The sequence below is a fragment of the Saezia sanguinis genome, assembly GCF_963921665.1.
Lineage (GTDB): Bacteria > Pseudomonadota > Gammaproteobacteria > Burkholderiales > Burkholderiaceae_C > Saezia > Saezia sanguinis.
Map to the genome: position 1 here is coordinate 124593 of NZ_CAWUGC010000019.1, position 22574 is coordinate 147166.

Consider the following 22574-nt stretch of genomic DNA (forward strand, 5'->3'; position numbering starts at 1 on the left):
CAACTTATCCTTGTACTGCTGTGCAAGTTGACTATGCTGCAATCAAGCTGCTCCTTAACATTAAACAGCAAAAATCATGCCAGAATATTTTGAAAACAATGGATTTACAACCTTTCGCTTAATATACCTTTCAATGCCGAAAAAGCCTCGCTGTAGTTCCACAGCTGCCCCTCCACAAAAGCAACAACAATCGTTCCATCCGGCAAAATAAGCGCAAAACTATAATGCAACGGTGGAAATGCACCATAATGCGTTAATTGGTTGCTGCCATCATTTTGTGGCCAAATGCGCCATCCCAGACCATAATAGCTCTGGGTGTATGCCGCTCGTAACGGCGGAACAGCAATTTGCCTGACATGAGGCAGTTCCAGTGCATAAATCGCCAGCAGAGTATCCAGATCAGCAGACCAGCCTCCAACCGGAGCAGCTCCCTGCAACTCCTCCCTGCTTGTAAAAGGCACTGCGCCTGCTGTTGCCGCCACTCCGGTAATGGTCAGTTTTTCAGCAGAAACGCCACGATCCTGCAGCATAGCATGCACCGCATCCTCATAAGTAAGACCGGCTTTGCTTTCAATGATTTTGCCTAAAAAACAGTAGCCAATATTTGCATACTCGATCTGGCTGCCGGGCACATCATCAAGTTTTCGTTCAAGCACTTTATGGATAGCTTGGTCGCATGAAACCAAACCGTTATCCGTTACCACTACATCACCCGATTGGCGGGCGCTAAATCCTGCTACATGTCGCAATAGGTCAGCTACCGTGATCTGCCGATAGTATTCGTCCCGGGAGTAGTCAAGTTGAGGCAATAAATCGACCAGTTTTCCGTCCAACTGCAACTGCCCCTTTTTCACCATCCAGCGGATAGTCATCGCCGTGATCGGCTTGGACAAACTGGCAATGCGCATTGGTTCATTTTCCGTCAAAGGAAGCACCTTTTCCTCGCCATTGCGGGCATGGTATCCGATCACGATATGCTCTGTGCGTCCATCAGGATGTCGAATCCCAAGCATCATACCATCCAGGTGCCACAGCATTGCAAAGCGGCGTAACTCCCAGTTCAACGGTAATGGCCCACCTTGATACCAATAACAACCGGCAGCAACCACACTCAGAAGCATCAATAAAATAGTCAGTCTGGTTTTTTTCATTGAAAAAGTTTTTTCACGCGGGCGAACAAACCATTGCGAGCAATCCATTTCGAGTATGCCTGATACTGCGGGTCCTGCATCAAATGCCACTCTTCTGTTTTGGCTCGACACCAGTAAATCATGTTGGTCACAAATAATGCCCCCACCATCTGCAAAGTATGCCAACCCGAAGCCATGCTTAAAAAGGGAACATACAAAAACCACCATGACAGGTTTTTGGCCAGATAAGCCGGATGCTTAAAGTAACGGTAAGGACCATTGGTAATGATGCCACGGTTGGTCAAATTGCTGAACCGGATACCGAAAATCACTGTTGCCCATGCGTAAATCACCGTCAATGCAACGATAACGGCGCCCCAACTGTAAAACAGGGGGCTCCCCCGCTCAAACCAAACCATCCATGGAGCGCCCCCTGTACCCGAGCCATTTTGGGTATATAGCATAAGACCTGCATTTTCGCGTAAGAACATTAAAGGTGGATAACAGACCAGAGCCGCTACCCAGGCCAGCAAGTAGGGATTACTGGATCTGATATGGGTATCCAGACGATGCGAATTACACATATAGCCAATTGTTGCGTAAACCGTATCGATCAGGTACAGAAGTGCCATCGGCACAAAATACCATGCGATCTGAAAGCCACGCTCCAGATCATGATAAAACATGACCAGCCAAAGATACGAAGCATCAATCATCAAGGGTAGAAAAAACGCCTTGATCAAATGATTGCGCGCTGTATCTTTCCATACCCCCCACCGGTATCCCTGCTGATCCAGCGCATAGCCTAAAGACAGTAAGGTTCCGGGCTCCCAATCTTCACTCCGGACTCTTATCAGGTAAAAAAACAGGTACCCCAGCAACAACGGCCCCAACCAGGGCAAAAATTCCAACAATGTTGCAGTAACTGCCATATTTGCAAACTGAAATACAGCTAAAGTTACCACCCAGATCAAGCCTGCAAATAGCAGCCCACGAATTTTCCAGCCCAATATCTGTTGGCAAGTAAAAGAACCAGGAGCGGTGGCCGTACTTTTCCACTGCCGGTTCCTGTAATATTCAGCAAACAGCATAGGCACAGTTGCGCTTCCCATCAAAACAAGCCACGCAATGGTATAACCAGGCCGGACAATATAAACAACGATCAGTGCAGCAAGAAGCCCGAAAATACCCGCAACGCCAGTCCAAGCGGAAACCGCTGAGGATACCGTTTGCTCATCTTTCAATTGAGATTTTTCGTATTTTTGCACGGAATACTCATTCAGGATTCAGCGGTACATTTTACGCTTAATAATTCAATCAAAATTGCAACATTCAAAATAAAAAATGGGGCCCGAAGACCCCATTTTTAATCCATATAGATGGATATGATTAGTTACCAGATGCAGCAGGTGCTGTTGCAGTGGTAAAGCGGCATTCCGGCGGCAACTGGTTAGGGGCAGTTGCGTTGGTAGAGCTGTGGCATGACCAAGCAATACGTCCAACAGGCAGTCTGCCGGTCTGCAGCGCACCGTCGTTATCCCACGGAGACAGCACTAACTCAATACCATTTACACGAGTAGAGTCGCCTTTAATCGTAATGACACCAGTTCCATCAAGATTAACCTCTGTCACATTGCGGGTAGACTTGATTGTACCAGTCGGGCCGTTCGACCAACCTTGGTTGAATGTGAAACCATTGGTAGCATTGTCAACTACAATGTTTTTCGCTGAAGAAGCCAGCACTAAGCCTTCACCCAAGCGAGTACGCACAGTGTAATCCTGGTACATCGGCAGAGCGAAAGCTGCCAGAATACCGATAATAGCCACAACGATCATCAATTCGATCAGGGTGAAACCCTTTTGAGCGCCGCGCTTCACAGACATAATTTGCTTTTTCATAATTTGACCTTCCTTGGTTAATTAGGAACTACATATCGTAGCCTTCACCAAAAGATATGCATGGACCGTGCCAACCTTAAAACTGCGAAATATTTCACACTTTCCAGCGAATCGCTAAAAATAGGGTTACATTTTTGTCATTTAAGACATCCCTTTTTGTCACACCGAGGTCAATTCAGTCAATTTTGACATTTTGTGTAATTTAGCCAGAAGTATTTTGTTTTGCCTGGCGAAATTTACGGATGTGAAAACCATCATTCTGCCTAGTTAGTTTATTTCATAACAAAATCCCCACAGGTTGGCAAAAACCTATGGGGATTTATCAAAAGCCAGCCCGGATGATTACTCAGTTGCCGCAGCCGACTCCTGATTACGGGATTTTCCTTCCCCCTTTTCAGGCGGCGGGTCAATTTTGAGCTGTACCTGCCCTTGTGCATCCATATCCACGGTGACATGTCCGCCGTTGATCAGGCGTCCAAACAGCAGTTCATCTGCCAGAGCACTGCGGATGGTATCCTGAATCAGGCGCTGCATGGGGCGAGCGCCCATCATTGGATCAAACCCTTTCTGAGCCAGATCGCGCCGCAGTTCATCGGTAAAGGTCACGTCCACCTTTTTCTCTGCCAATTGCGCTTCAAGCTGCAGCAGGAATTTGTCCACCACACGCAGGATCACTTCCTCGTTCAATGCGCTGAAATTGACAATTGCATCCAGCCGGTTGCGGAATTCCGGTGTGAACAGGCGCTTGATATCCGCCATTTCATCACCTGATTCGCGCTGCGTTGTGAATCCGATGGTGGCCTTGTTCATCGTCTCAGCCCCCGCATTGGTGGTCATGATGATGATCACATTACGGAAATCCGCCTTGCGTCCGTTGTTATCCGTCAATGTGCCGTGGTCCATGACCTGCAGCAGCACATTAAATACATCCGGATGCGCTTTTTCAATTTCATCAAGCAGCAGCACGCTGTGCGGTTTTTGCGTGATGGCTTCGGTCAGCAGCCCGCCCTGGTCAAACCCGACATAACCGGGAGGCGCCCCGATCAAGCGGCTGACTGCATGGCGCTCCATGTATTCAGACATATCAAAGCGGATCAGGTCAATGCCTAAAATATAAGCCAACTGCCGGGCCACTTCGGTTTTCCCGACGCCGGTCGGCCCGGAGAACAGGAAGGAACCAATCGGTTTGTCAGTCCGTCCCAGCCCCGAGCGTGCTATTTTGGCAACAATGTCTTCCACATCCGCCCGGGTAATGGTTTTTTTCTGCTTGCTCTTGGGCAGCAGGCGCTGTGCAGCACCGGCCTCATCAATCACGTCAATGGCCTTGTCGGGCAAATGCCTGTCATTGATGAACTTGTCGCTGAGCTCAGCCGCTGCCTGCAATGCAGCATTGGCATACTTCACACTGTGGTGTTCTTCAAAACGCGATTTCAGCCCTTTGAGAATCTCCACTGTCTGCTCGACCGAAGGCGCCACCACGTCAATTTTCTGGAAGCGGCGGCTCAATGCACTGTCTTTTTCAAAAATTCCCCGGTATTCGGTAAACGTGGTCGCGCCAATGCAGCGCAACTGCCCAGAACTCAGTGCGGGTTTGAGCAGGTTGGAGGCATCCAGCGTTCCGCCGGAAGCCGCACCCGCACCAATCAGCGTATGTATTTCATCAATGAACAGGATGGATTCCGGCTTGTCTTTCAGCGCTTTGAGCACCCCTTTGAGCCGCTGCTCAAAGTCACCCCGGTATTTGGTACCGGCCAGCAATGCCCCCATGTCCAGCGCATACACCACAGCGTCAGCCAGCACTTCGGGCACGGTATTTTGGGTAATGCGCCAGGCCAGGCCTTCTGCAATGGCTGTTTTGCCCACACCAGCCTCGCCCACCAGCAGCGGGTTGTTTTTACGGCGGCGGCACAACACCTGTACCACCCGCTCCACCTCGGACTCACGCCCAATCAGCGGATCAATCCGGCCCTCTTTGGCCTGCTGGTTCAGGTTCACGGTAAACTGCTCGAGCGGAGAGCCTTTTTCCCCGTTCTGCGCCTCTTCGCTGTTCACCTGCTCACTGCTGGCATCACTGGTTCTGCCCGCGTCAGACACATCGGTCTTGCGAATGCCATGCGCAATGTAGTTCACCACATCCAGCCGGGTAATCCCCTGCTGATGCAGGTAATACACGGCATGCGAATCTTTTTCACCAAAAATGGATACCAGCACGTTGGCGCCGGTCACTTCTTTTTTGCCATTGCCGGTGGACTGCACATGCATGATGGCACGCTGGATCACACGCTGAAACCCGAGTGTCGGGCGCGTATCCACCTCGCCTTCCCCGGCGATGGTTGGTGTGTTATCGGTAATGAACTGGGTCAGACTCTGACGCAGTTCGTCCACATCTGCGGCACAGGCCAGCAACACGTCTTTCGCTGACGGATTATCCAGCAATGCCAGCAGCAGATGCTCCACGGTAATGAACTCGTGGCGCTGCTGCCGCGCCTCGACAAATGCCATGTGCAGACTGACTTCCAATTCCTGAGCGATCATACGGCCTCCATAATGCACTGCAAGGGGTGCTGCGCCTGCTGGGCAGCAGATAACACCATATCCACCTTGGTCGCAGCAATATCGCGCGGAAATACGCCACAAATGCCACGGCCTTCATAGTGAATTTTCAACATGATGGTTGTTGCCACTTCCAGATCCTTGCCAAAATACTCTTGAATAACATAGACCACAAACTCCATAGGGGTAAAGTCGTCATTGAGCATCACCACCTGATAAAAGGGCGGCGGCTCCGTTAACAGGACATCCGGCTCGGCCAGGGCCGGGGTTTGCTCGTTCGGCTGCATAGGCTGATGCTGCTGCACACCGTGCATATTTACCATATAACAAATCATGCAAAGAATTCTACCGATTTCATGCCTCTCATGTTACACAGATTTATGCCATGAGGAAATTCCCGTTTTCAAAAAAATGACTTCTTTTGCCTTTCAACAAGTTGCTGTCAACTTTCATCTACATCAGGGTGAATTGTTCACTTTCAAGCCAATCGCAATAATGCCCTTTAATCCCCTATCGTGATTAGGCGGATATTACATCGGGACAAACCCTGAATTGACGCACTAACCCTATTCGTTAAGATGCATTTCAGGCACCAGTTATATAGAGGAGTACGCCATGTATGCGCTTGGAATTGTCAAGTGGTTTAACAATGCAAAAGGATTTGGTTTTATTCAGCCCGACGATGGTGGCCCGGATGTTTTTGCACACTTTTCCGCTATCCAAATGGAAGGGTTTCGTACCCTGAAACCCGGTGGGCGGGTCCGTTTTGAACTGACCCAGGGCGACAAAGGGGCACAGGCACAAAATATTGAGCCGATCACGGACAGCAGTGCCGCACCAGCGCCCCAACCAGAACCGGTTTCAGAAGCGGTTGCGTGAATTTGCGTGCCACTACCGTTATCGGCACCGGTCAGTATGTTTTTTACAGGCGTTTCATGCCACAGTGAAACGCCTGCATGCATTACCGAAATGCGTAAGTATGTTTTCATACCATGGCCTTATCAAAAAAGTGGTTTTTCTTTTGGCAAAGCGTTATTAAAATAGTGGTTTTTGCATCATAAAAATCTGACTGATCAGTTATTAAAGTTACAATTAACTGCTTCTATGATGCGAAATGATTTTCATCTGCTCTGCAGTCTGATACATTTATCTGTATGAAAGCACTCTCTATCTCCTGCTGGGTCGCTGTACTCGGCTTTTTCTGCTCTATAGCAGCCGCTCAACCTACTGTGCCGCAAGGCCAGGAGCGCGGTGCATTTCGCCTGAACCTGGGGTATCAGGGCAGTTATAACCGGACTGAACTGGCCTATGAAACCCCGACACTGTGGCAAGGCTCTTTATTCAACCGCCCGATTGACCTGAAGCTGGAGGCCGGGCTGGCTTATTGGCATACCAATGACAGCCATGTCCGGTACGGTTCACGAACCAGTATCTGGCAAGTCAGCCTGACGCCCATGCTGCGCTGGTGGATCGGACAGCAGTGGTATATTGAAGGCGGCATTGGTGCAACGGCTATGAGCCACACCCGTTTTGCCAACCGGGAAATCAGCACGGCATTTCAATTTGGCGATCACATCGGCATTGTCAGAACCTTCGGAGACGACTGGCGCGTTGGTTTAAGGTTGTCCCATTTTTCCAATGCCTCTATCAAGCGCCCGAATCCTGGGCTGAATGTCATTCAACTGACTTTAAGCCGCAGCTTCTGAACCCTTATTTTTATAACGCAGTTCGAATACATTTCATCCCAGCCACAAGGCTGGGATTTTTATTTGCTGTGACGCTTTACACAAATTAAACACACACCAGCGCCACATTATTGATTAAACCCCGTACCGTTTTCTTCTATAGAGAGAGTGCTGCGCCGTTTATAATGACCTGAACCCAACCCCAGGCATTCTGCATGAAATCCGATTTCCGCTTTTTACCCCCCATGTTCTCCCCCATGTCTGCGCATTTGAAGCAATGGCTGCTCATATCGGTTTGTTGCATGGCTGGCCTGTTTGCATCTACAGACGCCAATGCGGCACCGAACCCGTCCATACCGGGCAGCAGTCCAATCGGTATCGGCTTTGCCTACTTTAAGGCGGACGGTATTTACATGTATTCGCCTTTGGCACAGTTGCCTGCCAATACGCCGATTTCCATTTGGATTACACAACCGCCCAACGAAGCCATGCGCGTCGTTCGTTTTTTACCTCAAAACACTTTGCCTGTTGCCACAAGCAGCGATTTTCTGCTGACCACCGGAGAAATTCAAAACGCCGTATATACTCCCAGCACACGGCCTCAACCGGTGTATGAGTACCTGCTGGCCTCTTATCAGGAACTTGCCGGCTCAGATCAGAAAATTTTTCCTTACCCTGAGTATTTTGTCCCCAATATCGCCATTTTTTCACCCGCATCGGTTACTCCGGTAAAAACGCCAGAGCAACTGCATGCGCGTACCTTCAACATTGATGGATATGCTGACACCCAGGTTTACAGTTGCGTTGGCACGCATGGCGCGTATTTGGTACTTGGCCGTCCAGGCCATATTCAGCAAGCCATTTACCATGCAGCAGGCATAGAGCTGGACGAAGAGGCGGTGACCTGCGAGCCTGAGTGGGTGGACGAAAACAGCATATGGCACACCCAATAAAAAAGCACCTGACCGGTGCTTTTTTAGCCATTTAAAACGCAAACATTACATCTGCTCAATCATCACCTGGCCAAAGCCTGAGCAACTGACCTGCGTAGCGCCATCCATCAGACGCGCAAAGTCATAAGTCACTTTCTTGCTTTGAATTGCTTTTTCCATGGCTTTGATGATGCAGTCTGCCGCTTCAACCCAGCCCATGTGGCGCAGCATCATTTCGGCCGACAGAATTTCTGAACCTGGGTTCACATAATCCTTCCCAGCATATTTAGGTGCCGTACCATGGGTTGCTTCAAACATGGCCACGGTATCTGACAGATTGGCTCCCGGTGCAATACCGATGCCGCCTACCTGTGCAGCCAGCGCGTCAGAGATGTAGTCACCATTGAGGTTCAAAGTGGCAATCACAGAGTATTCAGCCGGGCGCAACAGAATCTGCTGCAGGAACGCATCGGCAATGCTGTCTTTCACGGTGATTTCGTTGCCGGTCTTCGGGTTTTTAAACTTCATCCACGGGCCGCCATCAATCAGCTCAGCGCCAAACTCTTTGGCAGCCAGCGCATAACCCCAGTCACGGAAACCACCTTCGGTGTATTTCATGATGTTGCCCTTGTGCACCAAAGTCACGCTGGGCTTGTCATTATCAATGGCATACTGAAGCGCCTTGCGCACCAGACGCTCCGTTCCTTCTTTGGAAACCGGCTTCACGCCGATACCGGAAGTTTCCGGAAAACGGATTTTCTTCACGCCCAGTTCATCCTGCAAGAACTTGATCAGTTTTTTAGCCTGATCCGTCTGCGCAGCAAATTCAATACCGGCATAGATATCTTCCGAGTTCTCACGGAAAATCACCATATCCACTTTTTCCGGCGCTTTCACCGGACTGGGCACGCCCTGAAAATACTGAACCGGACGCAGGCAGACATACAGGTCCAACTGCTGGCGCAACGCCACATTCAGTGAACGCATACCACCACCAACCGGTGTGGTCAAAGGCCCCTTGATGGAAACCACATAGTCACGCACAGCCTCCAGCGTTTCATCCGGCAGCCAGACATCTGCGCCATAGACCTTGGTGGACTTTTCACCAGCATACACTTCCATCCAGTGAATTTGGCGTTTGCCGCCATAGGCTTTGGCAACGGCAGCATCAACCACCTTGATCATGACAGGCGTGATATCCATGCCGGTACCGTCACCTTCAATAAACGGGATGATAGGCTGGTCCGGCACATTCAGAGAATTGTCGGCATTGACGGTAATTTTTTGTCCTTGCGCAGGGACCTTAATGTGCTGGTACATGAACTGTTCCTCCAATGGGTAGAAATATATGTATGACATTCACAGGCAGATAATTTGTCTGATCATCCATACTTATTCTGCCCTGTCAACTGTAAAGAGTGATTTTACGTCTTTTTAAAATCTCTGATTATAGTCCTCTATATAACATCAGATATAAGAGTAACCACCCGGTAGCAGTCAGGTCAGTGCTTCCCCAACGACATACCGGGTCAGATATTAAATAATGCGGGAGAACCGCTCGCGCGTCAGATCGGCCTGCAGATACTTATCAAAAGTCATGGCCAGCGCGCGGACAAAATACCAGCCGAGCGATTTAACACGGAAACCATTTTCGTCAAACTCCATCAGCCCCTGTTCGACAAAAGGTTGCAACTGTGCCAGCTCTTTTGCAAAATAGCTCTTGAAATCAACCAGATAGGCAAGCTCTATTGACTCATAGATGATCACGCCCTGACACATAATGGCTGAGATCACAGCTCGCCTGACCAGATCATCACGGTCCAATGCGTAACCACGCATAACAGGCAGATGCCCCTGCTCCACCTGGTCCATATAGTCTTCAAGCTCTTTGGCATTCTGGCTGTATACGGCGCCCACCTTGGAAATGGCAGAAATACCCAGGCCAATCAAGTCACAGTCGGCATGTGTACTGTAACCCTGGAAGTTACGGTGCATGCGCCCATGCCGCTTGGCCACGCTCAAGCTATCTTCCGGCAGGGCGAAGTGGTCCATTCCAATATACTCGTAACCGGCCTTTTGCAACCGGCTGATGGATTCACTCATCAGATTCAGACGGGTTGCGCCGTCGGGCAAATCCTCATTGTGAATTCGCCTTTGCGGTTTAAACCGGCTGGGCAGATGTGCATAACCATATACGGCAATGCGATCCGGTCGTAATACCGCAATCTGATCAAGCGTCTCATTAAATGATACCTGCGTCTGTTTGGGCAAGCCGTAAATCAAATCGACACTGATCGACGTGAACCCGATGTCACGTGCCGCCTGCATCAGCGCAAACACCGATTCCGTACTCTGTACACGGTGAATCGCCTGCTGAACCTGATGGTCAAAGTCCTGAATGCCCAGACTCAGACGGTTAAACCCCATATCCCACAGATTCTGCAGCCGCTCGCGCGACACCGTCCTGGGGTCCACCTCAATGGTGCATTCCAGGCTATCCATGAATTCAAAATGCTCACGCAGTTTGGACATCACCCGGGACAGCTCTTCGTCTGACAGAAAAGTCGGGGAACCTCCGCCAAAATGAATCTGCGACACACGCTGGCGGCTATCCAGTTGCTTGGCAACCAGCGCCATCTCCTTGAGCAACCCTTCCAGGTAGGGCAAGGCCCGTTCATGATGCTTGGTGACAATCTTGTTGCAGCCGCAGTAATAACAAAGAGACTCACAAAAAGGAATATGCACATAAATGGACAGCGGATTGGCCGCAATCGCCCCTACAGTGCGCTGTGTGAGCGCCTGCAGATAATCAGCTTCATCAAAAGCCTCCACGAACCGGTCCGCAGTAGGGTACGAGGTATACCTCGGCCCTGATACATCATAGCGTCGAAGAAGCTCCGGCGTAATCACAAGTTGCTGCATCGTCTTATCTTCTTGTAGTAATAAAAAGTTGACCTCATCGGTCTTGTCTCAATCATACATGCTGCTATACCACTTCTTTCAAAGCAGCCCACACATGAGCCCAACAATATTCTGCTGGAAAGTGTGACATAAGCCCTAAAATCACTGTGCCATTTTACGCACAATATAGGCTTGATCTTAGTCAAGTTATTCCATTGGCGCTACAATCGCTTCATACCTGTTTGATCTGCGTCTATTTTGAGCAAATCTCATAACAGCTAAATTTTTATACAATTTCATTGTACAGATACTGCTCCAGTTTTTATTGACCCAATACAACTAACCTGCATCATTTGCATTAATGTCATGGCATCATTCCCCCACACCAATGTAGCTTGCTCCAACTGCAATATGCGTGACCTGTGTATGCCAGTTGGTCTGACCCAAGATGAAATGTCGAGGCTGGATCAAGTGGTCAGCACACGCCGTAAAATCGGCCGTGGCCATGCTCTGTTCCACTCCGGCGATCCTTTCACAGCAATTTACGCCATCCGTACAGGTTTTTTCAAAACCTGCCTGACATCTGAAGACGGACGCGACCAGGTGACCGGTTTTCACATGGCCGGCGAGCTGGTCGGCCTGGACGGCTTGTGCAGTGACGCCCACATGTGCGACGCCATTGCCCTGGAAGATGCTGAAGTGTGCGTACTGTCCTATGAGCGCATTGAAGCACTATCCCGCGAATTCCCGATTCTGCAGCGCCACGTCCACCGTATGATGAGCCGCGAAATTGTGCGCGACCAGGGTGTGATGATGTTGCTGGGCAGCATGCGGGCAGAAGAACGGCTGGCTGCATTTTTGCTCAACCTGACACAGCGCCTGCACGCCCGCGGCTTTTCCGCCAATGAGTTGGTACTGCGCATGACACGGGAAGAGATTGGCAGCTACTTGGGCCTGAAGCTCGAAACTGTATCGCGAACCTTTTCAAAATTTCAGGAAGATGGCTTTTTACAGGTTAAACAGCGCCATATCCGCATCACCGACCCGGAAAGCCTGAAAGCCCTGACGACAGCAACGGCATAACTCGCATCATTTGTTGCTAACCTGCTGTTATTTTACAGCAACGGTTCTTTACGCCACGTTTCCGGGAGTTCACTCGAACGCCTGACTTGCAAACGAAAAACATGCTCTGACCGGAGTAGCCGCACCTCCATTGTGCGCATATTTGCTAAAATGCACAGATCCTCCACTTGCATTGAGCGCACCCCATGCCAAACATTCTTTCATTACCTCGTTTATTGTGCAGCGCACTTATCGCCGGGCTTTTCTGTATGCATGCCGCCTGGGCACAAACCGCAACACAGCCAAATTCACCCCAACTGAACCTCCCCCGTATTGAACTGTCTGCCGGCATGTACCGGCTTGAAGTCCAGGTCGCCGCAACCCCTTACCAGCAGCAGATTGGCCTGATGTGGCGCGAAAGCATGCCGGAAAACGAAGGCATGCTGTTTATCTTTGACACACCCCGTACACAGTGTTTCTGGATGAAAAACACCTTGTTGCCACTGTCTGCCGCCTTTATCCAGGACGATGGCACCATCGTCAACATTGCCGACATGATGCCGCAAAGCACAGAAAGCCACTGTTCGGACAAGCCTGTCCGCTACGTGCTGGAAATGCATCAGGGCTGGTTTGAAAAGCACGGCATACTGGCCGGAAAACGTTTGACCGGATATCCATTCTGAACACACGCGCCATGCCAGAATTTTGAGTTATGCATTTTTTTTATAACTCAAGCCTTTTCTCACAGGCTGAAAACTCATTTTCTGCAAAAAAATTTTTGTTGCTTTTATCGTTTTTTATCTTAAAAACCACTTTCCCATCTCCACAAAAAAGCAGAACAGCATTACCGGTTCTTGCTGAAAACAACCCCGGCGTTCTGCAGCAACAGGAAAGCAGGGGTTGAAAAACATCATTGTGCACTGCGAGATATTTTTCAAGTGATACAAAATAAATTTCACTATATAAAATATATCAAATGGCAATGTACACACAAAACCCTTCTGATAGCCCATCCATTCAGGTGATTGATCGCATATTCACACTACTGAATATTCTGGCCAGTCACGAAGAACCCGTTTCACTCAAACAGATCAGCGAGCTTTCAGGCCTGCACCCTTCCACCGTACACCGCATCCTGAATGATCTGGTTTGTGGCCGCTATGTCGAACATCCCCAGTCTGGTGTGTACCGGCTTGGCATGCGGCTGCTGGAATTGGGGAATCTGGTTAAAACACGAATCAGTGTGCATGAAGTTTCGTTAACACCCATGCGTGAGCTGCATATGCTCACGCAGCAACCTGTCAACCTGTCGATCCGGCAAGGCGACGAAATTATCTACATTGAGCGTATATACAATGAACGCTCCGGCATGCAGGTTGTCCGGGCCATAGGTGGGCATGCGCTGCTGCATCTGACATCCGTTGGGAAATTATTCTTGGCATACGATACGCCGCAACAAATATACGCTTATGCACAGCGCCGCCTGGCACAAAGCCATACACAGAACAGCATTCAGAAATTGCCTGAGCTGGAAAGTGAACTGGCACAGATTCGCCGCAACGGCCTGTCATGCGACGACGAAGAGCTGGAGCCTGGTGTGAGTTGTTATGGCACAGGCATCTTCAACGATGAAGGCAAAATGATCGCTGGCTTATCCATTTCAGCCCCCACCGACCGTTTAAACCCGGCCTGGCAAAAACTTTTACAGAAAGCCAGCCAGACCATTTCTCGAACATTGGGATACCGTGCCAGCGGAGCCCCTTAAGCGCCCCACATTGCTTGTATTTAATCAATAGAGACCTATTCTACTATCCCTTAAGCAGCTTCAGCCATACTCTTCACATAGGCCCTAAGCGCGCCTTTTTCTGCACTGACATCCAAATGGGTTAAGTACCCCTATTGCGGTTACGTGTACAAGCAGACCTGCTTCAGTGGAAACCCGTACTGCCGTATTTTTCGGAACTCTCACCTTACAGTGGTGTCTAACAAAAGTAAGTATGTCATTGATTTGACATATTTTCACTTTAAGATCAGATCCACCAAGTGATAAAAATCACATTACAAACAAAAACAAAAAGGAGTTTAAACATGAGCGACCAGGTACAACTTGGCAAATATTGCATTTCACCACTGATCCGTCAACTTCCTGACGGCAGCTATTCATCTTCCGTTTCGATCCGAGCCGGGCACGGAAGCACCTCTTTGGACCGGATTGTCCGTTTTGTCCACCGTTTTACGGATGAGCAGGCCGCTAAAGTCTACGCCACCAAAGAAGGCATTGCATGGGTAAAAGACCCGTTGAGACACCGCCGCGGCTGGTAAGATATGCCCCCCGTACGCGTGTAGATGTTCTGTGCGCCAGGGGATATTCATAAACTGATCCGCCACTCATTTTCTTAAACTGCCATCCGTTGAAGAACCTGCTAGCGATAACCGTTGAAATGTTCATAAAAAAAGCACTTTCTTCAAGAAAGTGCTTTTTCATATTTGGTGCGGCTGGCAGGATTCGAACCCACGACCCCTTGGTTCGTAGCCAAGTACTCTATCCAACTGAGCTACAGCCGCTGTGAATCGTAAATTATAATAGGCTCATATTTAATTTGCAAGCATTTTCTCTATCATTATGCATTCAGGCAAACGCTTAAAAAACACCTGCCTGATCCTCAGCTATCGGTCAAATCAAAGCCCGCTTTTCTGAACAGAAAACCATAAAAATCATTTCGTCTGGCGACTGAATAATTCTTTATTTTGATATTCAAATGTCCGTATTATTTTCTGTTTTGAAAACAAACAGCCCCAGCAGCGCACCAGAAACTTATCAGAAGGATGCAACAAAAAAGCCAGAGATCACTCTCTGGCTTTTCTTAATCAAGAAGAAGCTTCTTTATAGAGGCCTCTTCCCAATCTTTGCCGTTATTCGCTGGCTTTAGCTTCTGCCGGAGCCGCTGCAGCCTTCTCATCTGCGGCTGCAGGTACATCATCCAGCTCAGGACGGTCAACCAGCTCAATGATGGCCATCGGTGCATTGTCGCCAATGCGATAACCGAATTTCAAAATACGGGTATAACCACCAGGACGCTCTGCGTAGCGAGGAGCCAGCACGTCAAACAGTTTCACCACGGAGTAACGGTCACGCAGGCGGGAAAATGCCAGACGTTTGTTATGCAGCGTATCTGTTTTAGCCAAAGTGATCATCGGCTCAATCAGGCGGCGCAATTCTTTGGCCTTGGGCAATGTGGTTTTAATGACTTCATGCTCAATCAGAGAATTCATCATGTTCTGGAACATCGCCTTACGGTGTGACGATGTGCGGTTCAGTTTACGCAATCCATGACGGTGTCGCATGTGCTATTTTCCTTTCTTTATATCCCAAGCTGACATTTCAGCCGGTTTTACGGCCCGCCGTATCAGGTACGGGTCGGTGCACTTGTGTAAATAGGCACCTGAAAACACGTAGTCTCAAAGTGCCGTGCCAACAAAAAACAAATTAATGGCGATCCAGGCCCACAGGAGGCCAGTTTTCCAGCTTCATGCCCAGGGTCAGGCCACGTGAAGCCAGAACTTCCTTGATCTCATTGAGGGATTTACGTCCCAGATTCGGCGTTTTGAGCAATTCATTTTCAGTACGCTGAATCAAATCACCAATGTAGTAAATATTCTCGGCTTTCAGGCAGTTGGCAGAACGCACGGTCAGTTCCAGTTCGTCCACAGGACGCAACAGAACAGGATCGTACTGCTGCGTGCTGGCACGCGGTGAATCGACAGTGGTCACTTCAAGCTCGCTGCCTTCCAACTGGGCAAATACAGCCAGTTGTTCAACCAGAATTCTTGCTGCTGAACGAATCGCCTCTTCAGCGGCAATGGCGCCATTGGTTTCAATTTCCAGCACCAGTTTATCCAGGTCGGTACGTTGCTCCACACGGGCATTTTCCACCGTGTAACTGACGCGGCGCACGGGTGAATATGATGCATCCAGACGGATCAGACCAATGATGTTGGGAGAGTCGTCACCATAACGGCGCACATTACCCGGTACATAACCACGGCCTTTTTCGACCTTGATCTGCATATCGATCTTACCGTTACCGGCCAGATGGCAGATCACGTGATCCGGGTTGATAATCTCCACATCGTGCGGGGTCTGGATATCTGCTGCTGTCACAACGCCTTCGCCATCTTTGCGCAGGCTCAGCGTCACTTCATCGCGATTATGCAGACGGAACACCACGCCCTTGAGGTTGAGCATGATCAGCATGACTTCTTCCTGGATACCATCCACAGACGAGAACTCGTGCAGCACGCCAGCCATCGTCACTTCGGTTGGAGCATACCCCACCATAGATGACAACAGCACCCGTCGCAAAGCGTTACCCAAGGTATGACCATAACCGCGCTCAAAAGGTTCGAGTGTCACTTTGGCGCGGTTATCACCGAGTGACTCAACATGGATAGACTTGGGCTTCAGTAGGTTTTGCATGAATCTTTCCTCTCAATACCCTCGGCTCGTTACACCGATAAGGCTGAAAGCCCCGCACAGTGCTTCCTGAAGAAACACATGCAGCAGGGCGCGTAGGGAAAACAGAACATCAGAAAATTATTAACGTGAGTACAACTCAACAATCAGGTTTTCATTGATATCGGCACCAAACTGGTCGCGATCCGGCGCTTTCTTGAAAACACCTTCAAGCTTGCTGCCATCCACGGAAACCCAGTCAGGCAATCCGGTTTGCTGTGCCAGTTGCATAGCTTCCTGAATACGCGTTTGGTTTCTGGATTTTTCACGAATAGCCACCGCATCCCCGTCTGTGACCATATAAGAAGGGATATTCACCGGCTTACCATTGACTAAAATGGCACCATGAGAAACCAGCTGACGAGCTTCAGCACGTGTAGAGCCGAATCCCATGCGGTAAACCACATTGTCCAGACGCTTTTCCAACAGAGTCAGCAGCAAAGCACCGGTATTGCCTTTACGGCGTGAAGCCTCAGCAAAATAACGGCGGAACTGACGTTCCAGAACGCCATACATGCGTTTGACTTTTTGCTTCTCACGCAACTGCAAACCATAGTCAGAAGTACGCTGCCCGGAAGTACGGCCATGCACACCAGGTTTGGTATCAAAGTGAGATTTATCGGCGATCGAGCGGCGGGCGCTCTTCAAGAACAGATCGATGCCCTCACGACGGGCGAGTTTGGCTTTAGGACCTAAATAACGAGCCACTTTCTTTTCCTTTTAAAAACTACCATAACCTTTTCGTTATGGGAGCCAGTTTACAATTTTCATTCAACTGGCGGTGGTCTTACACTTAATAAAAACAGAAATCAGATACGACGGCGCTTTTGCGGGCGGCAACCGTTATGCGGAACCGGCGTTACGTCCGAAATCGACGTAATGCGAATTCCGAGCGCTGCCAATGCACGCACCGAAGATTCACGACCAGGACCTGGGCCTTTAATTTCCACATCCAGGTTTTTAATGCCATGCTCCAGCGCAGTACGGCCAGCAACTTCAGCAGCAACCTGTGCTGCAAAAGGTGTCGACTTGCGGGAGCCTTTGAACCCCTGACCACCACTGGAAGCCCAGGACAAAGAATTCCCCTGGCGATCCGTAATGGTGATAATGGTATTGTTAAATGAAGCGTGAACGTGAGCGATCCCGTCAGAAACTGACTTGCGCACTTTTTTACGCACACGCTGTGCAGCTGTATTGCCGGACTTAGCCATTTTTACCTTTCAAGCACGTAATGCGTGTTTATTTTTTCAATGAAACGCCAGAACGACGCGGCCCCTTACGGGTACGCGCATTGGTACGCGTACGCTGACCACGAACCGGCAAACCACGACGATGACGGAAACCGCGATAGCAGCCAATGTCCATCAAACGCTTGATGTTCATGGTCACTTCACGACGCAGGTCACCCTCGATGGTCAACTGACCTACCTGTTCACGGATTTTTTCGACATCCGCATCAGTCAGATCTTTGACCTTTTTAGAATAATCAATGCCGCAATTTTCACAAATTTTGCGTGCAGTCGAACGCCCAATCCCGAAAATGGAAGTCAAACCAATTTCAGTATGTTGATGGGGCGGAATATTTACACCAGCAATACGAGCCATCTTTATCCTCTAGTTGCTCTAAATATCAGCCTTGACGCTGTTTATGACGCGGATCTGTACAAATCACACGCACAATTCCATGACGGCGGATGATTTTACAGTTACGACACATTTTTTTAACGGAAGCAGAAACCTTCATGACCGTCTCCAAACAAAAAATAACCTTGTAATGCCACAAAATCCGTGCAAACTACTTGGCACGAAAAACAATTCTGGCACGTGTCAGGTCATATGGCGTGAGCTCCACGGTGACCTTATCTCCAGGGAGAATCCGGATATAGTGCATGCGCATTTTCCCTGAAATATGCCCAAGCACCATATGCCCATTCTCCAGCTTTACCCGGAAAGTGGCGTTGGGCAAATTTTCCACCACCTCCCCTTGCATTTGAATTACATCGTCTTTTGCCATGTTTCAAACTCGCTTCAGTGCTATTTTCCTGGCTTTAAATTCGCCTTCTTAAGCAATGACTCATACTGCTGAGACACGACATAGTTTTGCACTTGCGCCCAAAAATCCATGGTGACCACAACAATAATCAGCAACGATGTTCCACCGAAATAAAACGGTACATTATATTTCAAAACCAAAAACTCAGGCAACAGACAGACTAACGTGATATAGATCGCCCCCATCAGGGTCAAACGCATCAACACTTTGTCAATGTAACGTGCTGTCTGTTCCCCCGGACGATAGCCCGGAATAAACGCGCCACTCTTCTTCAGATTGTCAGCGGTATCACGGCTGTTGAAAACCAGTGCCGTGTAGAAAAAACAGAAGAAAATGATCGCGGCAGCATACAAAGCCACATATACCGGTTGTCCGGGTGATAGCACGGCAGCCAATCGAACAAACCAACCATCTCCACCAGCAGATGAGAATTGCCTCATGATGGTGGCAGGCAGCAGAATGATCGATGAAGCAAAAATCGGCGGAATCACACCCGACATGTTCAGCTTGAGCGGCAGGAAAGACGATTGCCCGCCATAAACCTTGTTGCCCTGCTGACGTCTGGCATAATTCACCAGAATTTTACGCTGCCCACGTTCAATAAACACCACCAGGAAAGTCACAACGACAACCAGGAACAAAATGAACAATCCAGCCAGAATGGACATTGAACCCGAGTTGATCAGCTCAAACAAACCGACCAGCGCATTTGGCAACCCTGCAGCAATACCGGCAAAAATGATGATCGAAATACCGTTGCCAATACCACGTTCGGTAATCTGCTCACCCAGCCACATCAAAAACATCGTACCGGCGGTCAATGTCAGCATGGCATTCAAATAAAATGGCATGCCATCATGAATCGCCAAGCCTTGTGAGCCGATCAGTACCGCGGTACCGTAAGACTGAAATAACGCCAAAGCCAATGTGGCATAACGCGTATATTGTGTGATCTTACGCCTGCCTGCCTCACCTTCTTTCTTAATTTGCTCCAATGCAGGAATCACATACGTCATCAGCTGCATGATGATCGATGCCGAAATATAAGGCATGATCCCTAAAGCAAAAATAGAAGAACGCGACAATGCGCCACCAGAGAACATGTTGACCAGCCCCAGGATCCCATCCTGCTGCTGCCCCATAAAATCCCTGAAAGCATGCAAATTGATACCGGGCACAGGAATATGTGTGCCCAAACGGTATACCAGTAAGGCAAGCAGCAAAAAGATCAGCCGGCGACGCAAGTCACTGAACTTACCGCTTTTTGCTAATTGAGTTGCTTGAGTGGCCACAGTATCTCAAATCAAAGTTAATGCACGAACAATCACCGCACCTGCACTCAGGCAACGGTTCCGCCAGCAGCTTCCACAGCAGCTTTTGCGCCCGCAGTTGCGGCAATACCGTTCAGAGTGACTTTACGGGTCAGTTTACCAGTTGCAATCACTTTGACATTCTTGGTGATCTGACTGATCAAGCCTGCTTTTTTCAAAGCCAGCAAATCAACCTCGTCCAAACCCAGTGCTTCCAGGTCGTTCAAAGTCACTTCATCATTAAAGCGCAATGCCAGCGACTTGAAACCACGCTTGGGCAAACGCCGCTGCAAAGGCATCTGACCGCCTTCAAAGCCGACTTTGTGATAGCCACCAGCACGAGATTTTTGACCTTTATGACCACGCCCGGCAGTTTTACCCAGACCGGAACCAATACCACGCCCAACACGACGCTTGGCGTGCTTGCTTCCTTTAGCGGGCTCCATCGAATTCAATTTCATCTTCGCACCTTTACAGCACTTTAAGCAAATGCTTAACCTTGAAAATCATTCCGCGTACTGCTGGTGTATCTTCCAGCTCGGAAACGCTGTTGAGCTTATGCAACCCCAAGCCACGCACGGTTGCACGATGCGCTTTGGGGGTACTGATGACACTGCGCACCAGTTGCACTTTTACTGTTTTTTTCTCTGACATTTATTCTTGCTCCTGAGTCAATCAGCTGAAGATTTCTTCAACAGTTTTGCCTCGTTTGGCAGCCACCTCGGAAGGCGTGGTCATTTTAGTCAAAGCATCAAATGTCGCACGCACCAAGTTGTAAGGGTTGGTTGAACCATGGCTCTTGGCCACAATATCGGTCACACCCAACATTTCAAATACGGCACGGGTCGGACCACCGGCAATGATGCCAGTCCCTTTGGGAGCCGGCGCCAGCAATACTGTCGATGCACCGTGTTCACCCACCACATTGTGGTGAATCGTACCGTTCTTGAGGCTGACCTTGATCATGTTGCGGCGGGCCTGTTCCATTGCTTTTTGTACAGCAACCGGAACTTCACGGGCTTTACCTTTGCCCATGCCAACGCCGCCATCACCATCGCCAACCACCGTCAAAGCGGCAAAACCGAGAATACGGCCACCTTTCACCACTTTGGTCACGCGGTTCACCGCGATCATTTTCTCCCTCAGACCATCTTCGCGGTCATCGGTACCTGTTTTTGCTTGAACTTTCGCCATTGTCGAATTCCTTGGATCGTCTGCGATCAGAACTGCAAGCCAGCTTCACGAGCTGCTTCAGCCAATGCTTTGATACGGCCGTGATATGCATAGCCGGCACGGTCAAATGCTACCTTGTCAACTCCGGCAGCTTTGGCTTTTTCGGCAATACTCTTGCCAACCAATGCTGCTGCTGCAACATTACCGCCTTTGCCTGAGCCACTCAGAGCCTTACGCACGCCAGCTTCCAGTGTAGAAGCGCTTGCAAGCACTTTGCTGCCATCACCGGAAATCACGTTTGCAAAAATATGCGAATTAGAGCGAAATACTGTCAAACGGTTAACACCTTGCAATGCGATGCGAATGCGGGTTTGACGAGCACGGCGCAGACGCTGTTCTTTCTTTGTCATGGCCTATTCCTTACTTCTTCTTCGTTTCCTTGATGATCACAGTCTCATCAGCATACCGGATCCCTTTGCCTTTATACGGCTCTGGAGGACGGATAGCGCGAACCTCTGCAGCAACCTGACCCACTTTCTGTGCGTCAGCCCCTTTAATGATAATTTCTGTTGGCGTCGGCGTTTCCACCTTCAACCCGGCAGGCATCTGCTTGACAACAGGATGGGAAAAACCCACGGACAAGTTCAACTTGTCGCCCTGTGCCTGAGCACGAAAACCCACACCGACCAACGTCAGCTTACGCTCAAACCCTTTGGATACGCCATGCACCATATTGGCAACCAGTGCACGCATGGTGCCTGACATGGCATTGGCTTCGCTAGATTCATTTGCCGGTGTAAATTCAAGCTTGCCGTCAGCATTTTTGACTTGCACCAGTGAAGAGCTTTTCAAATCCAAGGAGCCCAAAGCACCTTTAACTTTAATCTGATCTGCAATCGCGACATCAACACCTTGAGGCAGCACGATTGGCAATTTTCCTATACGTGACATATTTGCACCACTCCTTTAGGCGACATAGCAAAGCACTTCGCCACCAATACCGGCAGCACGTGCTTTACGATCCGTCATTACCCCACGCGGGGTGGTTACAATCGCTACACCCAGACCATTCATGACCTGAGGCAGACTCTTTGTGCCCTTGTATACACGCAGACCAGGACGGCTGACACGCTCCAGGCGCTCAATCACCGGACGTCCAGCGTAGTATTTCAAGGCGATTTCGATTTGGGCCAAAGCAGCTTCACCACTTACGGCAAAATCTTCAATATAGCCTTCGTCCTTCAACACCTGCGCAATTGCTACTTTGAGCTTGGATGCGGGCATTGACACCTTCTGTTTCTCGACAGCTTGCGCATTGCGGATGCGCGTCAGCATATCGGCGATAGGATCACTCATACTCATA

Annotated in this window: 28 protein-coding genes and 1 tRNA gene; 7 read left to right on the forward strand and 22 right to left on the reverse strand. The window is 49.5% G+C overall.

Annotated features, from left to right (window positions below):
- Positions 1-104: 104 nt before the first annotated feature.
- The 5 genes from AACY98_RS14165 to clpS form a co-directional block, all read right to left on the reverse strand.
- Positions 105-1199, reverse strand: coding sequence for a serine hydrolase domain-containing protein (locus tag AACY98_RS14165; RefSeq protein ID WP_339806063.1), 1095 nt, complete (start codon positions 1197-1199; stop codon positions 105-107).
- Positions 1148-2062: an isoprenylcysteine carboxylmethyltransferase family protein gene (locus AACY98_RS14170; protein ID WP_339806065.1), complete on the reverse strand. Its 915-nt coding sequence runs from the start codon at positions 2060-2062 to the stop codon at positions 1148-1150. Before AACY98_RS14170 ends, AACY98_RS14165 begins: the two co-directional genes overlap by 52 nt.
- A gap of 457 nt (positions 2063-2519) precedes the next feature.
- Complete coding sequence (locus tag AACY98_RS14175) at positions 2520-3014, reverse strand: pilin (RefSeq protein WP_423817583.1); 495 nt, start codon at positions 3012-3014, stop codon at positions 2520-2522.
- A gap of 357 nt (positions 3015-3371) precedes the next feature.
- A complete protein-coding gene (locus AACY98_RS14180; RefSeq protein ID WP_339806069.1) occupies positions 3372-5564 on the reverse strand; it encodes an AAA family ATPase in 2193 nt (730 codons plus the stop codon).
- Positions 5561-5869, reverse strand: a complete 309-nt coding sequence (clpS, locus tag AACY98_RS14185) for an ATP-dependent Clp protease adapter ClpS (RefSeq protein ID WP_126980508.1) — start codon at positions 5867-5869, stop codon at positions 5561-5563. Before clpS ends, AACY98_RS14180 begins: the two co-directional genes overlap by 4 nt.
- 328 nt (positions 5870-6197) lie before the next feature.
- Between clpS and AACY98_RS14190 the strand changes: the two genes are divergently transcribed.
- The 3 genes from AACY98_RS14190 to AACY98_RS14200 all read left to right on the forward strand — a co-directional run bounded on the left by AACY98_RS14190 (position 6198) and on the right by AACY98_RS14200 (position 8220).
- The gene (locus AACY98_RS14190) at positions 6198-6461 is read left to right on the forward strand and encodes a cold-shock protein (RefSeq protein WP_126980454.1); all 264 of its coding nucleotides are present in this window, start codon (positions 6198-6200) and stop codon (positions 6459-6461) included.
- A 275-nt stretch (positions 6462-6736) separates the two neighbouring features.
- Entirely contained in the window at positions 6737-7288 is a 552-nt protein-coding gene (locus AACY98_RS14195) for an acyloxyacyl hydrolase (RefSeq protein WP_126980455.1), read from the forward strand.
- 194 nt (positions 7289-7482) lie between these two features.
- Positions 7483-8220 (forward strand): hypothetical protein, encoded by a 738-nt coding sequence (locus AACY98_RS14200; RefSeq protein WP_339806073.1) that lies wholly within the window; start codon positions 7483-7485, stop codon positions 8218-8220.
- A 45-nt stretch (positions 8221-8265) separates the two neighbouring features.
- Here the strand turns inward: AACY98_RS14200 and icd are convergent, their stop codons facing one another.
- Together icd and hemN are read right to left on the reverse strand one after the other, a co-directional pair.
- Positions 8266-9519 carry an NADP-dependent isocitrate dehydrogenase gene (gene icd, locus AACY98_RS14205; RefSeq protein WP_339806075.1) on the reverse strand — a complete coding sequence of 418 codons (1254 nt, stop codon included), beginning with the start codon at positions 9517-9519 and terminating at the stop codon, positions 8266-8268.
- A gap of 216 nt (positions 9520-9735) precedes the next feature.
- Positions 9736-11121, reverse strand: coding sequence for an oxygen-independent coproporphyrinogen III oxidase (gene hemN / locus AACY98_RS14210; protein ID WP_339806077.1), 1386 nt, complete (start codon positions 11119-11121; stop codon positions 9736-9738).
- Between the two features lie 345 nt (positions 11122-11466).
- On the opposite strand from hemN, the gene fnr reads away from it, so the two are divergent.
- The 4 genes from fnr (at position 11467) to AACY98_RS14230 (ending at position 14484) form a co-directional block, all read left to right on the forward strand.
- Entirely contained in the window at positions 11467-12183 is a 717-nt protein-coding gene (fnr, locus tag AACY98_RS14215; protein ID WP_126980459.1) for a fumarate/nitrate reduction transcriptional regulator Fnr, read from the forward strand.
- 185 nt (positions 12184-12368) lie between these two features.
- The gene (locus AACY98_RS14220; RefSeq protein ID WP_423817581.1) at positions 12369-12845 is read left to right on the forward strand and encodes a DUF192 domain-containing protein; all 477 of its coding nucleotides are present in this window, start codon (positions 12369-12371) and stop codon (positions 12843-12845) included.
- A gap of 299 nt (positions 12846-13144) precedes the next feature.
- On the forward strand, positions 13145-13927 hold the full coding sequence (locus AACY98_RS14225) for an IclR family transcriptional regulator (protein WP_339806080.1): 783 nt from the start codon (positions 13145-13147) through the stop codon (positions 13925-13927).
- Positions 13928-14250: 323 nt separating this feature from the next.
- Positions 14251-14484 carry a hypothetical protein gene (locus tag AACY98_RS14230; protein ID WP_126980462.1) on the forward strand — a complete coding sequence of 78 codons (234 nt, stop codon included), beginning with the start codon at positions 14251-14253 and terminating at the stop codon, positions 14482-14484.
- Positions 14485-14650: 166 nt separating this feature from the next.
- On the opposite strand, the gene AACY98_RS14235 is transcribed toward AACY98_RS14230, so the two are convergent.
- From AACY98_RS14235 to rpsH, 15 genes are all read right to left on the reverse strand, one after another.
- A tRNA-Arg gene (locus tag AACY98_RS14235) sits at positions 14651-14727 on the reverse strand.
- Between the two features lie 348 nt (positions 14728-15075).
- Positions 15076-15507: a 50S ribosomal protein L17 gene (rplQ, locus tag AACY98_RS14240; protein ID WP_126980463.1), complete on the reverse strand. Its 432-nt coding sequence runs from the start codon at positions 15505-15507 to the stop codon at positions 15076-15078.
- Between the two features lie 142 nt (positions 15508-15649).
- A complete protein-coding gene (locus AACY98_RS14245; protein ID WP_126980464.1) occupies positions 15650-16639 on the reverse strand; it encodes a DNA-directed RNA polymerase subunit alpha in 990 nt (329 codons plus the stop codon).
- Positions 16640-16759: 120 nt separating this feature from the next.
- Complete coding sequence (gene rpsD / locus AACY98_RS14250) at positions 16760-17383, reverse strand: 30S ribosomal protein S4 (RefSeq protein WP_126980465.1); 624 nt, start codon at positions 17381-17383, stop codon at positions 16760-16762.
- Positions 17384-17484: 101 nt separating this feature from the next.
- The gene (gene rpsK / locus AACY98_RS14255) at positions 17485-17886 is read right to left on the reverse strand and encodes a 30S ribosomal protein S11 (protein ID WP_126980466.1); all 402 of its coding nucleotides are present in this window, start codon (positions 17884-17886) and stop codon (positions 17485-17487) included.
- Positions 17887-17914: 28 nt separating this feature from the next.
- Complete coding sequence (rpsM, locus tag AACY98_RS14260) at positions 17915-18280, reverse strand: 30S ribosomal protein S13 (RefSeq protein ID WP_126980467.1); 366 nt, start codon at positions 18278-18280, stop codon at positions 17915-17917.
- 25 nt (positions 18281-18305) lie between these two features.
- Positions 18306-18419, reverse strand: a complete 114-nt coding sequence (gene rpmJ / locus AACY98_RS14265; protein ID WP_126980468.1) for a 50S ribosomal protein L36 — start codon at positions 18417-18419, stop codon at positions 18306-18308.
- A gap of 51 nt (positions 18420-18470) precedes the next feature.
- On the reverse strand, positions 18471-18689 hold the full coding sequence (infA, locus tag AACY98_RS14270; protein ID WP_126980469.1) for a translation initiation factor IF-1: 219 nt from the start codon (positions 18687-18689) through the stop codon (positions 18471-18473).
- A 20-nt stretch (positions 18690-18709) separates the two neighbouring features.
- On the reverse strand, positions 18710-20020 hold the full coding sequence (gene secY, locus AACY98_RS14275; RefSeq protein ID WP_126980470.1) for a preprotein translocase subunit SecY: 1311 nt from the start codon (positions 20018-20020) through the stop codon (positions 18710-18712).
- Positions 20021-20067: 47 nt separating this feature from the next.
- Positions 20068-20499, reverse strand: coding sequence for a 50S ribosomal protein L15 (gene rplO, locus AACY98_RS14280; RefSeq protein WP_126980471.1), 432 nt, complete (start codon positions 20497-20499; stop codon positions 20068-20070).
- 10 nt (positions 20500-20509) lie between these two features.
- Positions 20510-20692 (reverse strand): 50S ribosomal protein L30, encoded by a 183-nt coding sequence (rpmD, locus tag AACY98_RS14285; RefSeq protein WP_126980472.1) that lies wholly within the window; start codon positions 20690-20692, stop codon positions 20510-20512.
- A gap of 21 nt (positions 20693-20713) precedes the next feature.
- Entirely contained in the window at positions 20714-21232 is a 519-nt protein-coding gene (gene rpsE, locus AACY98_RS14290) for a 30S ribosomal protein S5 (RefSeq protein WP_126980473.1), read from the reverse strand.
- 26 nt (positions 21233-21258) lie between these two features.
- Positions 21259-21621 (reverse strand): 50S ribosomal protein L18, encoded by a 363-nt coding sequence (gene rplR / locus AACY98_RS14295; protein WP_126980474.1) that lies wholly within the window; start codon positions 21619-21621, stop codon positions 21259-21261.
- Between the two features lie 10 nt (positions 21622-21631).
- Positions 21632-22162: a 50S ribosomal protein L6 gene (gene rplF, locus AACY98_RS14300; protein ID WP_126980475.1), complete on the reverse strand. Its 531-nt coding sequence runs from the start codon at positions 22160-22162 to the stop codon at positions 21632-21634.
- A 15-nt stretch (positions 22163-22177) separates the two neighbouring features.
- Entirely contained in the window at positions 22178-22573 is a 396-nt protein-coding gene (gene rpsH, locus AACY98_RS14305) for a 30S ribosomal protein S8 (protein ID WP_126980476.1), read from the reverse strand.
- Position 22574 lies beyond the last annotated feature (1 nt).

What these genes read in the sequence shown, in the direction of transcription:
- AACY98_RS14165 (WP_339806063.1), bottom strand. Translation starts at nt 1,199, where the DNA reads ATGGATTGCTCGCAATGGTTTGTTCGCCCGCGTGAAAAAACTTTTTCA.
- AACY98_RS14170 (WP_339806065.1), bottom strand. Translation starts at nt 2,062, where the DNA reads ATGGCAGTTACTGCAACATTGTTGGAATTTTTGCCCTGGTTGGGGCCG.
- AACY98_RS14175 (WP_423817583.1), bottom strand. Translation starts at nt 3,014, where the DNA reads ATGTCTGTGAAGCGCGGCGCTCAAAAGGGTTTCACCCTGATCGAATTG.
- AACY98_RS14180 (WP_339806069.1), bottom strand. Translation starts at nt 5,564, where the DNA reads ATGATCGCTCAGGAATTGGAAGTCAGTCTGCACATGGCATTTGTCGAG.
- clpS (WP_126980508.1), bottom strand. Translation starts at nt 5,869, where the DNA reads ATGCAGCCGAACGAGCAAACCCCGGCCCTGGCCGAGCCGGATGTCCTG.
- AACY98_RS14190 (WP_126980454.1), top strand. Translation starts at nt 6,198, where the DNA reads ATGTATGCGCTTGGAATTGTCAAGTGGTTTAACAATGCAAAAGGATTT.
- AACY98_RS14195 (WP_126980455.1), top strand. Translation starts at nt 6,737, where the DNA reads ATGAAAGCACTCTCTATCTCCTGCTGGGTCGCTGTACTCGGCTTTTTC.
- AACY98_RS14200 (WP_339806073.1), top strand. Translation starts at nt 7,483, where the DNA reads ATGAAATCCGATTTCCGCTTTTTACCCCCCATGTTCTCCCCCATGTCT.
- icd (WP_339806075.1), bottom strand. Translation starts at nt 9,519, where the DNA reads ATGTACCAGCACATTAAGGTCCCTGCGCAAGGACAAAAAATTACCGTC.
- hemN (WP_339806077.1), bottom strand. Translation starts at nt 11,121, where the DNA reads ATGCAGCAACTTGTGATTACGCCGGAGCTTCTTCGACGCTATGATGTA.
- fnr (WP_126980459.1), top strand. Translation starts at nt 11,467, where the DNA reads ATGGCATCATTCCCCCACACCAATGTAGCTTGCTCCAACTGCAATATG.
- AACY98_RS14220 (WP_423817581.1), top strand. Translation starts at nt 12,369, where the DNA reads ATGCCAAACATTCTTTCATTACCTCGTTTATTGTGCAGCGCACTTATC.
- AACY98_RS14225 (WP_339806080.1), top strand. Translation starts at nt 13,145, where the DNA reads ATGTACACACAAAACCCTTCTGATAGCCCATCCATTCAGGTGATTGAT.
- AACY98_RS14230 (WP_126980462.1), top strand. Translation starts at nt 14,251, where the DNA reads ATGAGCGACCAGGTACAACTTGGCAAATATTGCATTTCACCACTGATC.
- rplQ (WP_126980463.1), bottom strand. Translation starts at nt 15,507, where the DNA reads ATGCGACACCGTCATGGATTGCGTAAACTGAACCGCACATCGTCACAC.
- AACY98_RS14245 (WP_126980464.1), bottom strand. Translation starts at nt 16,639, where the DNA reads ATGCAAAACCTACTGAAGCCCAAGTCTATCCATGTTGAGTCACTCGGT.
- rpsK (WP_126980466.1), bottom strand. Translation starts at nt 17,886, where the DNA reads ATGGCTAAGTCCGGCAATACAGCTGCACAGCGTGTGCGTAAAAAAGTG.
- rpsM (WP_126980467.1), bottom strand. Translation starts at nt 18,280, where the DNA reads ATGGCTCGTATTGCTGGTGTAAATATTCCGCCCCATCAACATACTGAA.
- rpmJ (WP_126980468.1), bottom strand. Translation starts at nt 18,419, where the DNA reads ATGAAGGTTTCTGCTTCCGTTAAAAAAATGTGTCGTAACTGTAAAATC.
- infA (WP_126980469.1), bottom strand. Translation starts at nt 18,689, where the DNA reads ATGGCAAAAGACGATGTAATTCAAATGCAAGGGGAGGTGGTGGAAAAT.
- rplO (WP_126980471.1), bottom strand. Translation starts at nt 20,499, where the DNA reads ATGAAATTGAATTCGATGGAGCCCGCTAAAGGAAGCAAGCACGCCAAG.
- rpmD (WP_126980472.1), bottom strand. Translation starts at nt 20,692, where the DNA reads ATGTCAGAGAAAAAAACAGTAAAAGTGCAACTGGTGCGCAGTGTCATC.
- rpsE (WP_126980473.1), bottom strand. Translation starts at nt 21,232, where the DNA reads ATGGCGAAAGTTCAAGCAAAAACAGGTACCGATGACCGCGAAGATGGT.
- rplR (WP_126980474.1), bottom strand. Translation starts at nt 21,621, where the DNA reads ATGACAAAGAAAGAACAGCGTCTGCGCCGTGCTCGTCAAACCCGCATT.
- rplF (WP_126980475.1), bottom strand. Translation starts at nt 22,162, where the DNA reads ATGTCACGTATAGGAAAATTGCCAATCGTGCTGCCTCAAGGTGTTGAT.
- rpsH (WP_126980476.1), bottom strand. Translation starts at nt 22,573, where the DNA reads ATGAGTATGAGTGATCCTATCGCCGATATGCTGACGCGCATCCGCAAT.